This is a genomic window from Arenibaculum pallidiluteum, assembly GCF_017355985.1.
GTDB lineage: Bacteria > Pseudomonadota > Alphaproteobacteria > Azospirillales > Azospirillaceae > Arenibaculum > Arenibaculum pallidiluteum.
In genome coordinates, this window is record NZ_JAFIQU010000010.1 from 90109 (window position 1) to 109946 (window position 19838).

General features: G+C 65.9%; 21 protein-coding genes. 12 read left to right on the forward strand and 9 right to left on the reverse strand.

Going from position 1 to position 19838, the window contains the following annotated elements; genetic code table 11:
- Positions 1–165: 165 nt before the first annotated feature.
- The 11 genes from JUB13_RS19410 (at position 166) to JUB13_RS19460 (ending at position 10338) form a co-directional block, all read left to right on the forward strand.
- Positions 166–1308, forward strand: a complete 1143-nt coding sequence (locus tag JUB13_RS19410) for an ABC transporter ATP-binding protein (RefSeq protein ID WP_207481881.1) — start codon at positions 166–168, stop codon at positions 1306–1308.
- A 66-nt stretch (positions 1309–1374) separates the two neighbouring features.
- Complete coding sequence (locus tag JUB13_RS19415) at positions 1375–2802, forward strand: ABC transporter substrate-binding protein (RefSeq protein ID WP_207481883.1); 1428 nt, start codon at positions 1375–1377, stop codon at positions 2800–2802.
- Between the two features lie 4 nt (positions 2803–2806).
- Positions 2807–3877, forward strand: a complete 1071-nt coding sequence (locus JUB13_RS31485; protein WP_207481885.1) for a carbohydrate ABC transporter permease — start codon at positions 2807–2809, stop codon at positions 3875–3877.
- A gap of 9 nt (positions 3878–3886) precedes the next feature.
- Positions 3887–4744, forward strand: a complete 858-nt coding sequence (locus tag JUB13_RS19425; protein WP_207481887.1) for a carbohydrate ABC transporter permease — start codon at positions 3887–3889, stop codon at positions 4742–4744.
- A gap of 36 nt (positions 4745–4780) precedes the next feature.
- Positions 4781–5929, forward strand: coding sequence for an ABC transporter ATP-binding protein (locus JUB13_RS19430; RefSeq protein WP_207481889.1), 1149 nt, complete (start codon positions 4781–4783; stop codon positions 5927–5929).
- Positions 5926–6168, forward strand: a complete 243-nt coding sequence (locus JUB13_RS19435; protein WP_207481891.1) for a hypothetical protein — start codon at positions 5926–5928, stop codon at positions 6166–6168. The genes JUB13_RS19430 and JUB13_RS19435 overlap by 4 nt, the downstream gene beginning before the upstream one ends.
- A gap of 3 nt (positions 6169–6171) precedes the next feature.
- Positions 6172–7131, forward strand: a complete 960-nt coding sequence (locus JUB13_RS19440; RefSeq protein ID WP_207481893.1) for an ABC transporter ATP-binding protein — start codon at positions 6172–6174, stop codon at positions 7129–7131.
- A gap of 10 nt (positions 7132–7141) precedes the next feature.
- A complete protein-coding gene (locus JUB13_RS19445) occupies positions 7142–7930 on the forward strand; it encodes an SDR family NAD(P)-dependent oxidoreductase (protein WP_207481894.1) in 789 nt (262 codons plus the stop codon).
- Between the two features lie 16 nt (positions 7931–7946).
- On the forward strand, positions 7947–8774 hold the full coding sequence (locus JUB13_RS19450) for an ABC transporter permease (protein ID WP_207481895.1): 828 nt from the start codon (positions 7947–7949) through the stop codon (positions 8772–8774).
- On the forward strand, positions 8771–10117 hold the full coding sequence (locus JUB13_RS19455; RefSeq protein ID WP_207481896.1) for a hypothetical protein: 1347 nt from the start codon (positions 8771–8773) through the stop codon (positions 10115–10117). Before JUB13_RS19450 ends, JUB13_RS19455 begins: the two co-directional genes overlap by 4 nt.
- A gap of 23 nt (positions 10118–10140) precedes the next feature.
- The gene (locus tag JUB13_RS19460) at positions 10141–10338 is read left to right on the forward strand and encodes a hypothetical protein (RefSeq protein WP_207481897.1); all 198 of its coding nucleotides are present in this window, start codon (positions 10141–10143) and stop codon (positions 10336–10338) included.
- Between the two features lie 249 nt (positions 10339–10587).
- On the opposite strand, the gene JUB13_RS19465 is transcribed toward JUB13_RS19460, so the two are convergent.
- Positions 10588–11139 (reverse strand): TetR/AcrR family transcriptional regulator, encoded by a 552-nt coding sequence (locus tag JUB13_RS19465; RefSeq protein ID WP_328702969.1) that lies wholly within the window; start codon positions 11137–11139, stop codon positions 10588–10590.
- A gap of 176 nt (positions 11140–11315) precedes the next feature.
- On the opposite strand from JUB13_RS19465, the gene JUB13_RS19470 reads away from it, so the two are divergent.
- Positions 11316–11918: an NAD(P)H-dependent oxidoreductase gene (locus JUB13_RS19470; protein ID WP_207481899.1), complete on the forward strand. Its 603-nt coding sequence runs from the start codon at positions 11316–11318 to the stop codon at positions 11916–11918.
- 125 nt (positions 11919–12043) lie between these two features.
- Here JUB13_RS19470 and JUB13_RS19475 read toward each other — a convergent pair whose 3' ends face one another.
- The 8 genes from JUB13_RS19475 to JUB13_RS19510 form a co-directional block, all read right to left on the reverse strand.
- Positions 12044–12961, reverse strand: a complete 918-nt coding sequence (locus JUB13_RS19475; protein ID WP_207481901.1) for an SRPBCC family protein — start codon at positions 12959–12961, stop codon at positions 12044–12046.
- Between the two features lie 11 nt (positions 12962–12972).
- Entirely contained in the window at positions 12973–13803 is an 831-nt protein-coding gene (locus JUB13_RS19480) for a phosphoenolpyruvate hydrolase family protein (protein WP_207481903.1), read from the reverse strand.
- A gap of 2 nt (positions 13804–13805) precedes the next feature.
- The gene (locus tag JUB13_RS19485) at positions 13806–15002 is read right to left on the reverse strand and encodes a Tm-1-like ATP-binding domain-containing protein (protein WP_207481905.1); all 1197 of its coding nucleotides are present in this window, start codon (positions 15000–15002) and stop codon (positions 13806–13808) included.
- 14 nt (positions 15003–15016) lie between these two features.
- Positions 15017–15718 (reverse strand): ABC transporter ATP-binding protein, encoded by a 702-nt coding sequence (locus tag JUB13_RS19490; RefSeq protein ID WP_207481907.1) that lies wholly within the window; start codon positions 15716–15718, stop codon positions 15017–15019.
- Positions 15718–16464, reverse strand: a complete 747-nt coding sequence (locus JUB13_RS19495) for an ABC transporter ATP-binding protein (protein WP_207481908.1) — start codon at positions 16462–16464, stop codon at positions 15718–15720. The genes JUB13_RS19490 and JUB13_RS19495 overlap by 1 nt, the downstream gene beginning before the upstream one ends.
- Positions 16465–16525: 61 nt before the next feature.
- The gene (locus JUB13_RS19500) at positions 16526–17809 is read right to left on the reverse strand and encodes an ABC transporter substrate-binding protein (protein WP_207481909.1); all 1284 of its coding nucleotides are present in this window, start codon (positions 17807–17809) and stop codon (positions 16526–16528) included.
- 76 nt (positions 17810–17885) lie between these two features.
- Positions 17886–18881 (reverse strand): branched-chain amino acid ABC transporter permease, encoded by a 996-nt coding sequence (locus JUB13_RS19505; protein WP_207481910.1) that lies wholly within the window; start codon positions 18879–18881, stop codon positions 17886–17888.
- Positions 18874–19749, reverse strand: a complete 876-nt coding sequence (locus tag JUB13_RS19510) for a branched-chain amino acid ABC transporter permease (RefSeq protein WP_207481911.1) — start codon at positions 19747–19749, stop codon at positions 18874–18876. Before JUB13_RS19510 ends, JUB13_RS19505 begins: the two co-directional genes overlap by 8 nt.
- Between the last annotated feature and the right edge of the window lie 89 nt (positions 19750–19838).

Here is a 19838-nt window from a genome sequence, read left to right on the forward strand (position 1 = left end):
CCGGACTGGTGCGCCGGGGCGGGGCGACATCGAGGGGGTTCCGGATGGCTTTCGGACGCAGTCGGACCTGGTGCCGTGCTGGATCGGCGGCTCCCCTGCGTCCGCTGGACGGCACCTGCCGGGCCAGCTTCGCCGCCTTGTGGTCTCTCGTGGGTCGGTGATCCGATGGCAGAGCTGCTGATCGAAAACCTGTCCAAGAGCTTCAAGGGCGCCATTTCCGCCCTGTCAGGCATTTCATTCGGCGTTGCCGACCGCGAGGCCGTGTTTCTCCTCGGGCCGTCGGGGGCGGGGAAGACGACGACGCTGCGCCTCATCGCCGGGCTCGAGCGGCCAAGTGAAGGATCGATCCGGATCGGCGGCAGGGACGTCACGCGGTGGACGCCGGGCGAGCGCAACCTCGCGATGGTCTATGACCGGCACTCGCTCTTTCCGCACCTGTCCGTATTCGAGAACCTGGCTTACCCGCTGCGGGTCCGGAAGATGAGCGAGGCGGAGATCTTTGCCCGCATCGCCGCGGTAGCGGAGACGCTGCAAGTCGAGCGGCTTCTGGACCGATATCCGTCCCAACTTTCGGGCGGCCAGATGCAGCGCGTGGCAATCGGTCGAGCGCTTGTTCGCGAGGCGAGCGTGTATCTACTGGACGAGCCGATCTCACACCTCGACGCGAAGCTGCGCGCGAAGATGCGGGTGGAGTTCAAGCGGCTGCAGCGCGATTTCCGCGCCACGATGCTTTACGTCTCGCACGACCAGCTCGAGGCCATGACGATGGCCGACCGCATCGTCCTGATCAATCGCGGCAGGATCGAGCAGATCGCGCCCCCGCAGAGGCTCTTCGATCGTCCGGATACCCTTTTCGCCGCCACCTTCATCGGCGAGCCGGCGATGAACACCGTGCCGGCCCGCATCTCGGAGGACGGCGGCATCTTCCGCCTCGGCATCGGGAGCTCGCGCATCCCGTTGGACGGCGAATGGGTCAGGTCCGGAACTGCGATCTCGCCGTCGGCGGACTATGTCGCCGGCATACGGCCGCAGCATGTCGCCCTCGCGGCGCCCGGCGAGGCGGGCGACGACATCGTCCGAGGACGCGTGTTCGCGGTGGAGACGCTCGGCTCCCGCATCATCTTCGACATCGAAGTCGAGGGTGGGGTGTTCCGCGTGGTGGCCACGGTCGACGTCGGACGACTTCATCCGCGCGACATTGGCGCGCCGATCGCGTTCAGGGTCGATCCCGATTTCATCTACCTGTTCGAGGCTGATGGCGGCCGGACCGTGCGGCAGGCCCGCTTTTCAGAAGCAGTCGTGCATTAGGCGTACGGATGTCCCGCGCCGGCGGGAAGTCCAGAAGAACGGGGATACTCAGCTAGGGAGGAGAGAGTGACAAAGCAACGGATCAGGCATGCACTTGTATCCGCTCTGGCGCTTTCAGTGATGGGCGCGCCAGGTGCCTTCGCGCAGACGGACGCGCAGAAAGCCCTGGCGGGTCGGGAGATCCGCTTCCTGCAGCCTTCGATGCCGCAGTTCGCGGCCCTGGGCAAGTTCATCCCGGAGTTTCAGGAGAAGTACGGGATCAAGGTCACGGTCGACGAGATCCCGTTCGACCAGTATCGGCAAAAGTCCCTGGTCGAGATGCAGCAGGGGACCGGCACCTATGACATCTATGCCGTGGATGTCATGTGGCTCGCCGAATACGCGGCGGCCGGCTTCCTCCAGCCCCTGATGCCTTACGTCAAGAACCCAAACCTCACAGACGAGGGCTACGACATCGACGATTTCCTGCCGCGCGTGATCAGCGGCACCGGGGTCTACAACGACACGCTCTATACGATCCCTCTGGGTGCAGGACCGGTGGGAACGACGTTCCGTAAGGACGTCGCAGAGGCCGCCGGCATCCAGATGCCCAAACGCTTCTCGCCGGAATTCACCACGGACTTCATGTACAAGGCAGCCGAGAAGGTGCACAAACCGGAATCCGGCATGATCGGGTTCGCGCAGATGCCTGGCCGCTGGTTCTGGGGCGTGACCTATCTGCCGTACCTCTACGCATTCCAGACGCCCAAGACGAAGGGCGATGAATACGTCGACAAGAACTGGCGGATCACCATCAACAACAAGCAGACCATCGACTCGATAGACTACTTTGTGAAATTCAAGAAATTCATGCCGGCCGATAGCGCCAATTGGGGCATCGGCGAGGCGACGGCGGTCTATCAGTCGGGCAATGCCTTTGGCCTGTGGAATTACCAGGATTTCATCAAAGGCTTCTTCGAGGATCCGAACGCGCAAAAGGCCGTCGCCGGCAAGAATGTGCACCTGCACACCCCGGCCGGTCCGCATGGCGTGATCGATCCCTGGTTCGGCGCCTGGTCCTTCGGGCTGTCCAAAGACTCCACCAAGAAGGAAGCCGCCTGGGTGTTCATTCAATGGATGACGTCCAAGAAGATCCAGGAGCGGGCGACGGAATTCGGGGCCGGCCCCTCGCGTCATTCGACCTACAAGTCGGTAACCCTCGCGAAGTTCCAGCCCTGGTGGGTGGACGTTTACGAGTTCATGCTGAAGGAGACCAATCCCGACGAACGCATCCGCGTCCCCGAATGGGCGGAGATCTCGGACATCATGGGCGAGGAGGGAAGCCGCGTCTGGATCGGGGAGATCAACAGCGCGACCGCGGTCGAGAACATGCAGAAGCGAATGTCGGCGGTGATGCGCCGCGGCGGCTACTACGTGCCCGGCCGCACTGACCTTCCGCCCCAGCATTGGCGCGATCTGTCCTACTACGACCGTCTGCCCTCCACGTGGAAATGAGGGCGTGACGCAGCCGGTCCGGGCGTTTGGCGCCCGGACCATCCTGAGCCACGGTGGTGGAGACGTCGCGGTCAGCCGTCACGAGATCGAGCGAATGACACACATTAAGACCATCGCGGACGCGCCGTTGTCGCCAGCGGAGCCGGCCGAAGGCCGTCGTCGCGGGATCTGGTCGCGCCTCGGGCCCTCCAACCCGGCCGTCTTCCCATGGGTTCTTATGGCGCCGACGCTGATCGTGCTGTTCGCGATAGGCGTCTACCCGTTTCTCTACGCCCTCTACATCGCGGGCCACAACGTCATCCTGTCCAAACCCTACGTGCCGCGGTTCTTCGTGGGGCTTTACCAGTACCAGGCGGTGATCCAGGACCCGGAGTTCTGGAGCGCGCTGAAGACGACCATCTGGTTCACCGTTCAGGCCGTATTCATAGAATTCTGGCTTGGGCTCGGTCTTGCCCTGCTGTTCCAGCGCCGGCTGCTCGGTGCCGGCATCATGCGGGTCTTCATCCTCATTCCGATGATTCTGCCGCCGCTGGTCGCCGCGCTGATCTGGCGCTACATGTTCTATCCCGGAGCCGGCCTTGTCACCTATTACGGCGGCGGAGTGACGCGCGCCCTGGGCTGGGGCGAGATCCCGTTCCTTTCCGACCCGACGATCGCATTCCACACGCTCGTCTTCGTCGATGTCTGGGAATGGACTCCTTTCATGTTCCTGATGATGAGCGCCGGACTGGCCTCCATCCCACGACAGCCCTACGAGGCGGCGGAGATCGACGGGGCCTCGGCGTGGCGCGTGTTCTGGACGATCACCATGCCGCTCCTGCGCCCGGCGATGCTGATCGCGGTGGTCATCCGCACGATGGACGCCTTCCGCACTTACGAGCTCATCGTGGTGATGACCCGGGGCGGACCGGGAAACGCCACGACGACCCTGAACGTCTATCTGACCAAGACGGGGCTGGAGTTCTTCGACGCGTCGAAGGCGGCCGCCATCTCGCTGGTCATGATGATGGTCATCATCGTCATGAGCTTCGTCTTCATCAGGGCTCTTCGTTCGCGCACCGAAACGGCGGAGTGAGAGGCTGGCATGGCACATCCCGACACGTCGATCGTCTCGCCCGACGCGCCGCCCGTCCAGCGTAACTGGTGGGTCTACCTGGTCCTTGCGGCTGTCTGCGTCATCAACTTCCTGCCCTATCTGTGGATGGTGATGACCGGCTTCATGGACAATGCGACCGCCACGGGGCAGAGCCCGCAATGGGTATTCACGCCTTCGGTCGAGGCTTTCCGCTTCCTGATCTTCGAGAAGGGGATCATGGAGAACTTCCTTAACAGCCTGGTGGTGTCCCTGGCGTCGACGTTCTTCTCGGTCACGTTCGGCATGTTCTGCGCCTATGCGATCGCGCGGTATGACTTCGGGGGGCGAGACGACGTCTCGTTCTGGGTGCTGACCAATCGCATGATGCCGCCGGTCGCGGTCCTTATCCCGATATTCGTGACCTTCCAGACCATGAAGCTGCTCGACACCCTCGTGGGTCTGATCATCCTCTACACGGCCATGCAGCTGCCGTTCGTCGTCTGGATGCTGACAGGTTATTTCCGCGACATCCCGCGCCGCTACGAAGAATCCGCAATGGTCGACGGCGACACTTGGTTCCAGGCCTTCCGGAAGGTCACCCTGCCGCTCATGGCGCCGTCGATCTCCGCCACGGCAATCTTCGTCATGATCCTGTCCTGGAACGAGTTCGCATTCGCGACCTTCCTGACTTCGACGGAGGCTAAGACCCTGCCACCTGCGATCATGGCCTATTCGATCGGCGCGAACATCTCCTGGAACGTGCTCGGCGCGGCGGTCGTGCTGGTCACAGCGCCACTCATCCTTTTCGTCCTCGTCCTCCAGCGCCAGCTCATCAGCGGCCTTTCGCAGGGAGTGATCCGGAAATGAGCCCTTTCCCTTCACGTCCGGCCGGAGTGGGCGTCCTTGGCTGACCTTCGCGTCCAGAATCTGGTGAAGCGCTTCGGTGCCTTCACGGCTGTCGGCGGCGTGGACATCGCCGTGGGCGACGGAGAATTCGTGTTCCTGCTGGGACCGTCCGGCTGCGGCAAGACGACCACGTTGCGCATGATCGCCGGCCTCGAAATGCCAACGGAAGGCCGCATCGAGATCGGAGGGCGCAATGTTACCTTCCTCCGGCCACGGCACCGCAACGTCGGCATGGTGTTCCAGGACTACGGGCTCTACCGACACATGACGGTGTTCGGAAACATCGCCTATCCATTGCAGGTGCGCGGCTTCTCGAAGGCCGTCCTCATGGACAAGGTGAATGCGGTGGCTCGGATGATGCAGATCGCCGACGTGCTGGACCGCAAGCCCGATCAGCTCGCGGCCGGCCAGCTCCAGCGCGTCGCCATCGCCCGGATGCTTGTGCGGGAAGCCGACCTGTTCCTTATGGACGAGCCGATGTCGCATCTGGATGCGCAGCTGCGCGGGCTGATGCGGGCGGAGCTGCGACACCTGCAGAAGAAGATCGGGGTGACGACGATCTTCGTCACTCACGACCAGCTCGAGGCCATGACGATGGCCGACAGGATCATCGTCATGCGGGACGGCAGGATCGTGCAGGTCGCCCCGCCACTCGAGATCTTCGAAAGGCCGGCCGACGAGTTCGTCGCAACCTTCGTGGGCGAGCCGCAGATGAACATCATGGATGCGGTGATCACGCGCTCCCACCACGGGGTGATCGCCGACGTCGGCCCCTTCGCCGTGCCGCTCGACAGGAGCTGGGCGCTTGCGAACGATCTCGCGCGGCGCGAGGGCCGCAAAGTGCGGCTCGGAATACGGCCCGAGCACATCGACCTGCGGACCACTCCCGACGCCGATCACACGATCGCGGCCGAACTCTACTCCTTCGAGCCGACCGGCGCGGAGAACCTGTACGTGCTGCGGGCCGGCGACGTCGAGTTCACGACTCGAAATTCCACCACCGGGACGGCGTGCATCGGCAAGCAGGACCGCGCGAGCCTCGCCGTGCGCTTCGATCCGAAATGGATCTACCTCTTCGACCCGGAAGACGGGCGCACCATCGCACAGGCGGCCGCCACGGCCGCCGATGTCAGGAGCGCGGCATGAAGAACGCGGCCGTCTTGATCCTGATCGTTCTCTTCCTCCTTGGATCCTGCACGGCCATGGCCGGTGACTTCTCGCACTGGCCCGCCTCGCTCCCGGCGGTGCTTCTCATTTGCGTCATGAAGATTGCCAACGACCGGTGGCGGATCCTTCGCTGGCCGATGGAGTTCCTGCTCGGCTCGGCGGTCACGATGATCGTCGTCAGTCTCGCTTGGCTCTACCTTCTGGAACCGGTCTTCTGAGCGATGGACGTTGGGCCTGCCCTGCATGTCAGAAATCTCACCAAGTCGTTCCGCGGCAAGCGCGTGGTGGACGGCGTCGATCTGACCGTCGAGCGTGGCGAGATCCTCGGTTTCCTGGGCCCCAACGGGGCCGGGAAGACCACGGTGATGAACATGATCATGGGCCTCGTCCGCCCGGACGGAGGAGAGATCGAGCTCCTTGGCGTGCGCGGCGGGGCACGCGACCGCGACCTTCGCCTCAGGGTCGGCTATCTCCAGGAGAAGCCGCGCATCTATCCCGAGATGACGGGTCGGGCCTATCTGGATTTCTTCGCCAGGCTCCACGGTGTGCCGGAGCCCGATCGGCGGGTCGCCGCAGCATTGGATCGGGTCGGCCTGACGGATGCGGCGGACCGGATCCTTGCCACCTACTCGAGGGGCATGCAGCAGCGGGCCTGCCTTGCCCGCGTCATGCTGCACCAGCCCGTCCTTCTCCTGCTGGATGAGCCGACGCTCGGGTTGGATCCGCTCGGGGTGGCGGAAATGCGCGATATCCTGCGCGAGATGCGCGAGGGCGGGGTGACGCTTCTCTTCTCCTCCCATCAGCTCGCGGAGATGGAAAGGATCTGCGACCGTGTCGCTTTCATGAAGCAGGGCAGGGTGGTCGCCGCCGGCCGCCCCGCAGACCTGGCCCCGACCCGTTCGGCGCCAGGCGTTTTCGAGGTCGAGGTTCATGAACCGGTCGGCCCCGTTCTGGACGCCATTCGCGGCCTTGCAGGCGTCGCCGCCGTGCGCGAGATCGCGAGATGCCGGATAGAGGTGGCGCTCCGGACCCCGACGCCCGTCGACTCCCGGGAAGCGCGGGCAGCCCTTGCCCGCGATCTGACGGGTCTCGGCCTGACGGTGTTGACCGTGGGCGGTGCCTCCCCGACGCTCGAGGATCTGTTTCTTGCACTCGCGGAATCAAACCAAACCATGCAGTAGGGAGGATATCATGGATCTCGGCTACGCCGGAAAGCGCTGCCTGGTAACGGCGTCGACAGCAGGTTTGGGCTTCGCGATCGCACGCTGCATGGCGGCGGAAGGGGCTACTGTTGTCGTCAACGGGCGGTCCGTCGAATCGGTGGAAAGGGCCGTCGGCCGCATCAGGGAGAGTATCCGAGGGGCGGATGTCGAGGCTGTCGTCGGCAACAGCGGAACCGCGGAAGGCTGCGCCAGCATCGTTGCCGCCTGTCCGGATGTCGACGTCCTCGTGGTCAATCTCGGCATCTATGAGGCCGTGGACATCTACGAGGCTGGCGACGACCGTTGGTACGACCTGATCGAGATCAACGTGATGAGCGGCGTCCGCCTGTCGCGCCATTACTTGCCGAGAATGCTCGCGCGTGACAGTGGCCGGGTGATCTTCATGGCGAGCGAATCCGCGATCAACCCGGCGCCGGAGTTGCCCGCCTACAGCGCGACCAAGACGATGCAGCTGTCCCTGGCGCGCAATCTGGCCGAAACCACGAAGGGAACGAACGTCACGGTGAACTCCGTTCTGCCGGGGCCCTGCCGGACGGAGGGGGTCGCCAACCTCATCGCCGGCCTCTATCCGGGCGTTCCCACCGAGGAAGCCGAGCGGCGCTTCGTCGCGGAGAACCGACCGACCTCCCTGATTCAGCGCCTCTCGCGCCCGGAGGAAGTGGCCGATTTCGTCACGTTCCTCGGTTGCGAGCGGACCGCGATCGTAAACGGAGCCGCGCTGCGCATCGACGGCGGGCTGATCCGCACGGTGATGTGATCGGACGATGACGTTCATGCTGCGCAGGCCCGGATTCTTGGGCACCACCCTGCTGCTGGTCCGCCGCGAGGCGTCGGCGAAGCTGGCATCTCCGTGGTTCTATGGTGTCGCGAGCGTCGTGTGCCTGACGGCGTGGGCCTACGGCACGGGGTTTGTGAAGACCTTCGAGACGGAATCGGTGCTGGTGACGACCGATCCGCTGATGGGCCTGAACGTCGTCGTCGTCACCTTCCTGGGCCTCGTACTCGGGCTGCGGCTGTCGTCGAGCATCGCGTGGGAGCGCGAGCACCGTACGCTGGACGTGCTGATCGCGGGCCCGGTCTCGTTCGAGGCCGTGCTTCTGGCGAAGTTCCTCGTGGAGCTGTGCGTCTTCGCGGCCCTGATGGGATCGTACTTCCTTTATCTCCTACTGGCCCAGCCGCTCGGAGCCGGCGTCGTCGGCTTTGGCAGCGCCCTCTCGGCGGGCCAGATGACCCTGTGCGCATTGCCGACGCTGGTGCTTGGCCTGCTCGTCTCCGCGTGGGCGCGCACTGTTCGCGGCGCTGTCGTGGCCTATCTGATCCTGGTCGGCCTCCTGGGTCTGTTCGAGATCGTGCTCGGCCTGCTCCGTGCCCGTCCGCCGGAGGAGCTCAGCCTCGGCGCCGCCTATCTCAAGGAGGTGCTCGAAGGCGCCGCGACGATCCTGCATCCGGTATCGGCGGTCGGAGGCCTGGGCGACCTTGCCGAGGCTCTGGCGGCGCAATCGCCTCTCTTGGCGTCCCATATGCTGTCGGCCCTCGCTCTCACGGCCGCCGGCCTGATCTTGGCGACCGCGCTCCTTCGGATCCGAGGAGCATTGGCATGAACGCTCCGCAGGTCCGGCCGAGCCTGAAGCCTTCAGACAGTCTGGTCCGGATTTTCCTGGCCGCCGTGGCCCTGTTTGGCGCGGCCAAGCCCGCGCTTGGACTCGAGCCCGAGCAGCGTGAAGTCGTGGTCGTGAACGGCCGCGTCTGGGACGGGGGCGAGTACAGGGAGACCTTCGTGCCATCAACGGAGGATGAGGTCACCCTGATGGCGGGTCAGGGCAGCGCGATCATCTATGCCCGCACGCTCGAGTATTACTGGCCACTGTCGCGTCAGGTCTATGTAGATTTCCAACGTCAGCGGGATGTCGTGGAAGGTCAACTCGTAATCCGTCAAGATGGGGAGGTCGTCGCGCGCGAGACACTTCAGCCCTATGCGATCCTCTATCCCGAAGGCGCGCGAAACGGTGGGGGACGACTCCTGTGGGGAGACGAGGCCGAGCGCGCCTACACCGAGCATCAGGAGACAGAACGCCGTTTCGTGCGCGACTTCGCCGCGGCGCAACAGGCGCATTCGGCCTACGAGCGAAAGCTCGTCCAAACTGGGGCGGCGCGGATCAGGGGCGAACCCGTCGAGCCGGTGGCGCCGCCGCCACCATTGCCCAAGCCGAGTATTCGGCTGGTGACGGCTCCCGAACCGGGATTTCGGGTGCTCCTGGAACCGGGACGCTACACGATGGCGGTGGAAAGGGACGGGCGGCGCGTCACCGGTACCGAGCGTCGCCTGCGTGCCATCGGACTGCGGGGGCGCGCCGCGCTCGTGGCTGATGTCATCCCGACGGAACGCTGGACGCGCCCGCTGGCGACGAACATCGAGGACGCCCGCATATTCGCCCGGCCAGGCACGGTCCTCTATTTGACGCTCGCGGAGGCAAGCCGGTTCGATGAGGCCGAGTATTTGCCGATCGTGAGCCCCCAAGCTGAGCCCGTCCCGGGGCGTCCCATCTGGGTGCGGCGCCGGCCTGCCGGTGTCGACCGGCTTCAGGTCGCCTGGAGCGATGCGGAAGGAGACCAGCTCTCGCGACAGCCGCTCAAGGTGGAGCAGACGGGCGGCTCGAGCTTCGGCTATCGCATCCGTGCGGCACGGGCGGGCGAGACGCCGGATCTCGATGCATTCGCAGTGGCAGTACCGGCCGACGCATCGGTTTCGCGCGGTTCGATCGGGCTCGTTCAGCCAGCCGAGGCGCCCTTCATCCGCGAAATGGTTGTCGTGCATCCTCCAAAGAGTTCTCTCGGCTTCGCGCTCGCGCTCCTGCCTATCGCTGGATACGTCTTGATCCGCGGTCGGCGGCGTATCGCGGGTCGGTTCCGGCTGACCGGGTTTGTCAGCTCTCGGGGTCCGTAAAGGTCGCGCCCGTCAAGATGGTGTTGAAGCAATCGGTCCGCGAGCCGCTGGTCGGAGACAGGATCGACGGCAGCGCGATCACCGAACGATGGCCGGCGCTGCTCCACCTGGCCACCTTGCTGAAGGCGGGCACGGTGATGCTCCCGGTGATGCTGCGCAATGGCGGTGGACCGGCCCAATGCTCGGGGCTGTGCGCTGCGGCAGCTCGAGCGCAGGCCTGAACAAGGGCGAAGGCGTGAACGTGCTGCGCCATCTTCTTCCACGGTCAGGGCGAGATCCGCGACCGCACGTTCGAGAACATGAGCTACAGAGCCTCGGAGTACAGCTTGGTCATCGCCGCGACCGTGCTGCGGCTTCGTCAGTACGCCATGGCGGGATGTGACTCAGACCGCGGATCGGCAGTACCGAACCAAGTGTCGTCCTGACGCTGCGCGGGCGTGTCTTCCAGGCGTGCTGAAGTCTGCGAGCGGCTATTCGGCAGAAATTCTCGAGGACGCGGCTTGCCGCGCCAGCATGTCGAGGATCACCGCTCGCAGTTCACGCTTGGCATCCTCGGCACTCAACTCGCTGGCCGCGGCAGCGGCCGAAAGAGCCTCGGCCGCACCCAGCATCGCACGCAGCCCCGCAGTGCTGACGCCGCCCGACGGCGATGCCGGCGCCAGCGCCTTGCGGCACTTCTCCAGGCAGGCACCTTCGCACTCGCGCCGGACGCGCTCGAGTTCGGGAGAGCCCGATAAGGCTGCGATGACGCCGGGTATTTCGCGGCCCTGAGCCAACACACAGTCCACGAAGGCGTCGGCGATCACCTTCGCCCGTGCGGCCGGGGTTTCGGCGCTCTGCGCGATCGCCTCGTCGATCTGCTCGTTCTGCAGTGCGTCGAACTCAAGATAGAGGGCCGCCAGAAGGCCGTTGCGGTCGCTGAAGTGACCGTACACCACCGGCTTCGTGATGCCCGCCTTTTCCGCGAGGCGTCCAAGCGTAAGGGCTTCCGTGCCCTCCTGCTGCACGATGGTCCAAGCCACCGAGATCAGTTGTCGCTTCCGATCGCCGCGGGCGAGGCGTTGACGACGCGACGGGACGGGAGGGTGCTTATCAGCTGGTTCGCTCACTGCGCTTGACATCGCTATATACCAAACGTAACTTACCAACAGTATATAAGATGGCCCCGCTCGGGGCAACCGGCCATGGGAGTTTCGCCATGCATGCGCTCATCGTCGTCGCTCACCCGCGAAGGGCCTCGCTCACCCACTCCGTTGCAGCGGAGCTGGTGGCCGGCGTCGAGGCCGGAGGTGTCCATACCGCCGAGATCGCAGATCTTGCCGAGGAGGGGTTCGACCCCCGCTTCTCGGCCATGGACATGGCCGTGTACCAGCAAGAGACGCCGATCCAGCCCGACGTCGCGGTCGAGCAGGCACGGATCGATCGGGCCGACGCCCTGGTGCTCGTCTATCCCGTCTACTGGTGGTCGTTCCCGGCCCTGCTGAAGGGCTGGATCGACCGCGTCTTCAGCAACGGATGGGCCTACCACGAGACGCCGGAGGCCGGACTGGTCAAGAAGCTCCAGAGGCTGAACGTGCACTTGGTGGCCATCGGCGGTGCCGATCTGCGGACCTACGCACGACACGGGTATTTCTGGGCCATGAGGACGCAGATCGACCATGGGATCTTCGACTTCTGCGGGGCTCGAGTGGTCACGTCGGAATTGCTCGCGGCCCCGGACGATGGCGATTGGCGTCCCCGGCTGACGGCCGCGCGCGCCATCGGCGCGGGCCTCTTCGACGAGAAGAGGGTCGCGGCCTGATCGCGCGTGGCAGACGAGGCATTCCGACCAGCACGAGCGCTGGTGCGAATGGTGTTCGGATCGCGGCCAGCCCATCGACGCGTGGCGGATCCTGGAGCCCCTGAGGAGGGCGACCCGCATATCGGTCAGTTTCGCACGAACCAGCGCTCCGCAATCGTGTGGAAGGCTTTGAGATAGACATCGTTCGTCGCCATCGGGATCAGCGTCAGGTCGTCCTGCGGCGAGGCCACCCAGTCGCCCGTCCAGACGCCGAAGGTGCGGTCCCCGTCCGTCACCGGCCACAGGCGCGGACCGCTGACATAGTGCATCCAGGGGGTGTCACATTTGACAATGCAATAAGAAAAGCTGCGCTCCGCGTCGTCGAGATGCAGGAGCTTTTCGTGGAGGTGGCCTTCGCCGAAGTAAAAGTCCCGGGTGCCCGACACCTTGTCGCTGCGCACACCCCCGATCATGTGCATCTTCGTGATGGCGGCATGCCAGGAACCCATTCCCGCGAAATCGCGCATGATGTCCCAGACGGCCTCCACCGGCCCGTCGATGACGGTGCTGCACCATACCTTGTTCGGAGGGAAACCCGCCCAACGCCGGGCGGCCGGGACTGTCGCGCGGCCAGCCACCGCCTTCTTGAGCGCGTCCCAGCCGGCCTGGAACACGCCTTTGGAAATGACCTCCACATATTTGCCGGTGTCTGCCGGGGCTTCGTCGAAGGTAGCCTCCCACTCGGCGAAGGTGCGGTCGGTATCGGTGACTGGCATCAGCCGCATGCGCGCGGCGTAGTTTCCCACCGGAAAGGCTGGCGTCTCGAAATTATAGGAGAAGCTGTAGTCGCGGTCGCTGAGGCTCAACAGCCGCTCCCGCACCATCGCGCCGTCCTGCAGCCAAAAGCGCCGGATGCAGCCGATCACGTCGGAATCGAGCCCGTCCTCGATCTCGGATCGGGCGATGCCGGGATGCCAGGTCGGCAAGCCGTTGAAGTCACGAACGACGGACCAGACCGTGTCGACGGGCGCATCCAGGATGGTGGAGGCATAGGCGCGGGCCATGGCGGGTCTCCCTAGAAGGTAACGGACTTGAATGCGCGAGTTTGCGCGGTCAGCGCAGTCTCGGTGGGCAACCTCTCCATGGAGGAGGCGCCGTAGAAGCCGTTGATGTTCGTCGTGTTGCGCAGGATGTAGCTGGCATCCTCCGGCGTCGCGATCGGCCCGCCGTGGCAGAGCACAATGATGTCCTTGCGCACGCGCCGGGCGGCTTCCGCCCATTCGTCGATGAGCTTCGGGCAGTCCTCCAGCTTCAGTGCGGTTTGCGCACCGATCGCGCCGCCCGTGGTCAGACCGAGATGCGGCACCAGGATGTCGGCGCCGGCCCTGGCCATCTCTGCCGCCTCCTCGGCGTTGAAGACATAAGGTGTCGTCAGCATGTCCTTCGCATGGGCCAGGCGGATCATGTCGATTTCGTGCTGAAAGCCCATGCCGGTCTCCTCCAGATTGGCGCGGAAAGTGCCGTCGATCAGGCCCACGGTCGGGAAGTTCTGCACGCCCGCGAAGCCCAGCGCCTTCAGCTCGTCCAGCAGGTGGTCCATGATGGCGAAGGGATCTGTGCCGTTGACCCCGGCGATGACGGGCGTGTGCCGCACCACGGGCAGCACCTCGCGCGCCATCTCCTTTACGATCTCATTGGCGTTGCCGTAGGCGAGCAACCCAGCGAGCGAGCCCCGGCCAGCCATGCGGTACCGGCCGGAATTGTAGATGACGATCAGGTCAATGCCCCCGGCCTCCTCGCATTTTGCGGAGAGCCCGGTGCCGGCGCCGCCGCCGATGATCGGCTCTCGGCGCGCGACCATGGCGTTGAAGCGGTCCAGCAATTGCTGGCGGGTGAAGCGGGGCATGGTCAGGCGATCTCCCTGAAGGCGGTGAGGACGGCGTCCGCAAAGGCGCGGTCGTTGATGGCGGCCGGCACCTCGACCAGCCGGCGGTTCGGCCCGGGGACGAAGCCGGCTCGGATCGTGTCGAAAAGCGCCGCATCGGCTGCGGGATCGTGGAAGGGCATGCCGGGCGCGTCTATGGCCGAGACGCCGCCGAGCGGCAGCAAGAAGCGCACTGGCCCTTCCATTCGGTTGAGCCGCTCGACAATGAAGTGGGCGATCTCGACGTTCTCGTCTGGCGTGGTGCGCATGAGCGTCACCTGCGAATTGTGGACGTAGAGGTTGCGGCCTGTGAACCGCTCGGGAACAGTGTCCAGCGCGCCGAAATTCACCATGTCCACCGCGCCGACGCTGCCGACATACGGCAGCCGCGTGCGGATCGCCGCGCCGAAGCGGTCCGCGTCGCACGGGAAGACGCCGCCGACCAGGAAATCCGGCACCTCGGTCGTGGTCAGGTCGATCACCGCGGCGACCAGGCCGGAATCCGCGAGCTTCTCCATGCTTCGGCCACCTGCGCCCGTGGCGTGGAAGACGTAGCATTCGTGGGTCGGATCGAGCGCCTCGCGGAGCATCGTCACGCAGGCGGTGGTGACGCCGAACATGGTCATGCCGATGCCCGGCTTCTCCGTCGCGGGCGCCGGCGGCGCCTCCGCAAGCGCCATGCCGGCGGCGGCGTGGGCGGCGTTGGCGATCACGCGGCGCGAGATCGCGTTGAGGCCGGCCACGTCCACTACCGAATACATCATCGCGATGTCGGTCGGCCCGACGTAAGGCGCCACGTTGCCCGATGCGACCGTGCTGACCATCAGTTTCGGCGTGCCGACCGGCAGCGCCCGCATGGCATGAGTGACCAGGGCAGTGTTCCCCGATCCGCCCAGGCCCAGCACCGCGCCGATGTCCCGGCGTCCGGCGAGCCAGCGTGTTAGCCCGGCCGCCATGCCGGCAATCGCCCGGCCGCGGTCGTCCAGTCCGAGCGCGGGACCGGTCCCCTCGGGGCAATGCGAGGCGATCTCCACTGCGGTCACATCGACGTCGCCAGCGGGGTTCCGGGTTCCGACATCGACCAGCACCGGTTCCGCCCCGGCCCGGCGCACGCAGGCCGCAGCAAAGCGCAATTCCTCGCCCTTCGTGTCCATGGTGCCGATGACGTAGACCTTCGCCATCCCTTCCTCCTCTCTCAATGCCCGCCGACCGAGACGCCGAGGTAGCGGCGCTGCAGCTCTTGGTCCGCGGCGAGCTGCCCGGCCGGCATCGTTGCGGCGATGCGGCCCGTGACCATGATCGCAACCTCGTCCGCCACCTCCGTCGCGACGCGCAGGTTCTGCTCCACCAGCAGCACGCCCATGCCGTCCTGCGGCAGGGCGCGCAGCACCGCGACCAGCTGATCCACAATGACCGGGGCGAGGCCCTCGCTCGGCTCGTCCATGACGACGAGCTTCGGGTTCATGAGGAGAGCGCGGGCGATGGCGAGCATCTGCTGCTCGCCGCCGGAGAGCTCCGTGCCGCCGTTCCGACGGCGCTCCGCGAGCCTCGGGAAGGTGTGGTACACCCGCTCCACCGTCCAGCGCGCACCGCGCGTTGCCACCAGTCGCAGGTGCTCGTCCACGGAGAGCGAGGGGAAGGTGCGCCGCCCCTGCGGCACCAGCGCGATCCCACGCCGGGCGATGCGGAAGGGCGGAAGCCCGTCCGTTCGCTCCCCGCCCAAGGCTATCCGACCTTCACTGATCGAGACGAGGCCCATGACCGCCTGGCAGAGCGTAGTCTTACCCATTCCGTTGCGGCCGACGATGGCCAGCGGGCGCTTTCCCACGGAGAGCGAGACGCCCTGCAGGATGTGCGCCCGGCCGAAGCGGACGTGCAGGTCGCGGAGTTCCAGCATCAGTGCACGCCCCCGAGATAGATGGACTGCACCACTGGGTCGTCCGCAATCCGGTTGGGCGGCGCCTCCACCACGACCTCGCCGTCCTTCATCACCGTCACGACATCGGCCGCGGGCAGCGCGATGTCCATGTCGTGCTCGATCAGGATCAGAGTGAGCGTGCGCGGCAGCCCGCGGATCAGGTTCAGCAGCTCCGGACGGTCGCCCGGCGACAACCCGGCCGCCGGCTCGTCCAGCATCAGCACGCGCGGGTCGCCCGCGAGCGCCATCCCGACCTCGAGCTGTCGGCGCTGGCCGTGGCTGAGGTTCATCACCTCCGCGTCCAGCAGGTGCGAGAGGCGCATGCGGTCCGCGAGCTCGCGCGCCTTCGCCATACCGTCGTCTCCCCGGCCGGGGCGGAGGAACGAGAAGCGGTTCGGGCGCAGGCCGCGCACGGCAACGAACAGGTTCTCCAGCAACGTCAGGCCGTTGAACAGGAGCGATGTCTGGTAGGTGCGGCCGATGCCCAGGCGCGTGCGCCGGTGCGGCCGCAGGCGCGTGATGTCGGCGCCGAACAGGGCGATGGTGCCAGAGGTGGGCGGGAAGTCGCCGCAGATGGTGTTGAACAACGTCGTCTTGCCCGCGCCGTTCGGCCCGAGCACTGCCCGCCGCTCACCCGGCATCACGGCGAGATTGACGTCGCGCACGGCCTGCAGCGCGCCGAAGCGGCGGCTGACGCCGCGGAGATGGATTGCAGGTTCCGTCATGGCCATGCCCAGCGGTTCTGCGGTGGTGGGGCCAGCGCTGGCGCCGGCCCCGTGCTCCTGGTCAGGCGACGCAGCCGGGGTTGTCGCGCGAGGGCGCGCCAAGTTTCAGGAACTGCTCCTCTGGCATGCCGAGCGTCTGGTTTATCGCGCGGGCGCGGTCGAAGGCCACGACCTGCGCGTTGCCCTGCCGCTCCTCAATCCTGTTGAGGAAGATGTCGGAAATGGCCTGGCGGTTGTGGTCGAGCTTCACCGTGGCGCCGGTCGGCGCGGTGATCTCCGCCTTGGCGAGCGCCTGCTGAAAGGCTGCTTGGTTGTTGGAGAGGTCGCCGTCAACGGCCTTCAGTGCGTGCAGGATGCCATAGAGGTTGGTCGTGTAGTTCACCCCGTGGATGGACGGTGACTGGAATCCGCCCTCATTCAGCCAGCGCTTACGGTAGCGCTCCACGAAGTCGCGCCAGGTGGGATCATCGATCACGTCGGCGATCGGGCCGCCGGAGATCATGCCGATCATCACGCGGCGATGGGGACCGCGGGCAGACAGCATGGTCTGATCCGCCATGATGGAGCCGCCAATCAACGGCTTGTTGCCGCCGGCCTGGGCATATTGCGTCATGAAAGCTAGGCCGTCGGTGCCGCCGTGCACCACGACGATGGCACCCGCGTTGGAGCGGTTGATCTGTGCGATCTGCGAGGTGAAGTCGGTGGTGCCGAGCGGCGCCCAGTAATGCGTCGCGCGCCCGCCGAGACGGCAGAATTCGAGGTTGAAGCCGAAGACCTGAGCGTAAGGGAAGGCATAGTCGCCCGCCGTGACCGCCACCTCGCGAATGCCCAGGGTCTGGTACACGTGGCGGCCGAGACCTGCCATCCACTGGGTGCCGTCGGTGGAGAAGCGGAAGAAGTTGGGCGAGGGATTCCGCAGCGTGGTGTCCGAAGCGCCCGACGAGCCGTTGACGATGGTCTTACCGCTCAGCGTGCGCGAATAGTCGCGCAGCGCGATGCCCTCGGCACCCGACAGAGGGCCGAGTATGATGTCGACATTGTCCTGCTCGACCAGCTTGCGCGCGCGGGCGAGCGCCACATCCGCCTGCGCATTGGAGCTCTCCCGGACAAACTCGATCTTCCGGCCGCCGACCGTGTGGTTGATGCGCTCGAGCTCCATCTGGATGCATCGGTAGGCGTCCTGCCCGCCGGTCGCGAAGGGGCCCTCGAGCGTGGTCAGGCCGCCCAGACGTATGGGCGCGTTCTGCGCGATGGCGGGGGCGGCTATCCGGCCTGCGGCGAGCCCACCGGCGGCGAGGCCGGCGCTGCCGAGCAGCATCACGCGGCGGGAGATCTTGATGGTCATGGCGTTTCCTCCTTTGCTGGCTTCTTGTCCGTTCTCTTTGTCCGCGGCACCGATCGGTCCCGCGGACGCGCTGGGGTCATCGCCGTCCCGCGGCGAGCAGACGGCGCAGCCGCGCCCCGATGCCGATCGCTCCGTCCGGCGAGACCAGCACGATCACGAGGAAGACGAGGCCAATGAGCGTGTTGAAGCGGTCGCGGTCGTAGATCGTGGCGGCGAAGGTGTCGAAGACGGTGAAGATCAGCGAACCAATGAAGGCGCCGACAGGATGCCCCAAACCGCCGATCACGCTCATGATCAGGACGTTCACCGTGGCACCTAGCCCGATGGTGCCCGGCGAGATGCCGATGTTGTAGATGGTGGAGAGCGTGCCGCCGCACCCGGCGATGAAGCCCGCCACGCCGAAGGCGGCGATCCGGTGCAGCGCCACCGAGTAGCCCAGTGCGGCAACGCGGCGCGGGTTGTCGCGGATTCCCTGCAGCACCAGTCCAAAGGGCGAGCGGACCAGATAGAGGACGCCGAAGTAGAGCAACGCCGCGGTGCCCAGGGCCACGTGGTAGAAGACCATAGGATCCCGGACGTCAAAGCCGGGCATCGCGGGGCCGACCACGTTGCGAATGCCCTCGTAGCCGTTGAACCAGGCGATGTTCGTCTCGACGAAGCGGAACACGCCCATCGCCAGCGCGAGCGTGATCATCAGCAGGTAGATGTCCCGGGTCCGTACGCTGATCGCCCCCACCAGCAGCCCCATGGCGGTCGCCGCCACCAGACCGAGCGGAACCGCGAGGCTATAGCCGAGGCCACCGACAATGCGCGGCACGGCGCCGTCGACGAAGATGGCCAGTACGTAGCCGGCGACGCCCGCGATCATCATCTGGGCCAGCGACACGAATCCGCCGTAGGTCGCCAGGAAGGTGAGCGACATGGCGATGATGCCGAAGACGATCGCCCGCCCCAGGATGTTTGCGGTCCAGAACTGCGCCTGGCCGGCCGGCAGGACCTGCGCGAGAAGCCAGGGCAGTGCCAGCAGCGCCAGCACGCCCAGGAGCGACCAGGTCGCGGCGGCGCTACGCACGGCCCAGCATCCCCTGTGGGCGCAGCGCCAACACGGCGACCATGATGACGAAGGTCAGGATGACCGAATAGGTCGGGAACATCGCCTGGCCGATCTGTTCTGCCAGCCCGATAAGCACGGCCCCCAGCGCGGTGCCCGTCACGCTGCCCATGCCGCCGACGATCACGACGACGAGCGAGATCAGCAGGAAGCGCCCGTCAGCGCCCTGCGCCAGAGGTTGCGCCGTGGCGCCAATCACGCCGCCGAGCCCCGCCAGCGCGGCGCCAAGCGAAAAAACCGCTACACCCACGAGCGGCACGTTTACGCCGCACGCCCCGAGCATCTGTCTGTCGTCCACCCCGGCGCGGATCATCATGCCTAGCTTCGTGCGGTTCAGCACGAGCCAGAGCCCGAGGCCGACCGCCACCGCGATACCGATCTGCACCAGGCGGAAAGTCGGGTAGCCGCCGATGCCGGGCACCTGGGTCGAGCCGAAGATTGCGTCGGGCGCGAAGAACTGCCGCGGCGTGCCGCCATAGACCGCCAGCAGCTGGTCTGCCACGATGATCGAGAGGCCAATGGTGACGAGCGCCTGCCGCAACTCCTGCCCCTGCATCCAGCCGAGCAGCAGCTTCTGCACCAGCGCGCCGAAGGCGGCCGCGAAGGCGACGCCGACGCCGAGGCCGGCATACCAGGCGTACCAGGCGCCGCGGTCGTAGAGTGGCTCGAATACGGAATAGCCGACATAGCCGGCCACCATGTACATCGCGCCATGCGCCATGTTCACGACGCGCATGAGTCCGAAGATGAGCGAGAAGCCGCTCGCCACGATGAAGTAGAGCGCGGCCAGCGTCAGCCCGTTCAGCACGATGGTGGCAGCAAGATCCATGCGCCGGCCCGTCCCCCCGTTTGTCGCGGCGTTGTCCCGCCGATTGTTGGCAATGACGGTAACGGAGCGGTGCCGGCGCCTAAAAGGTG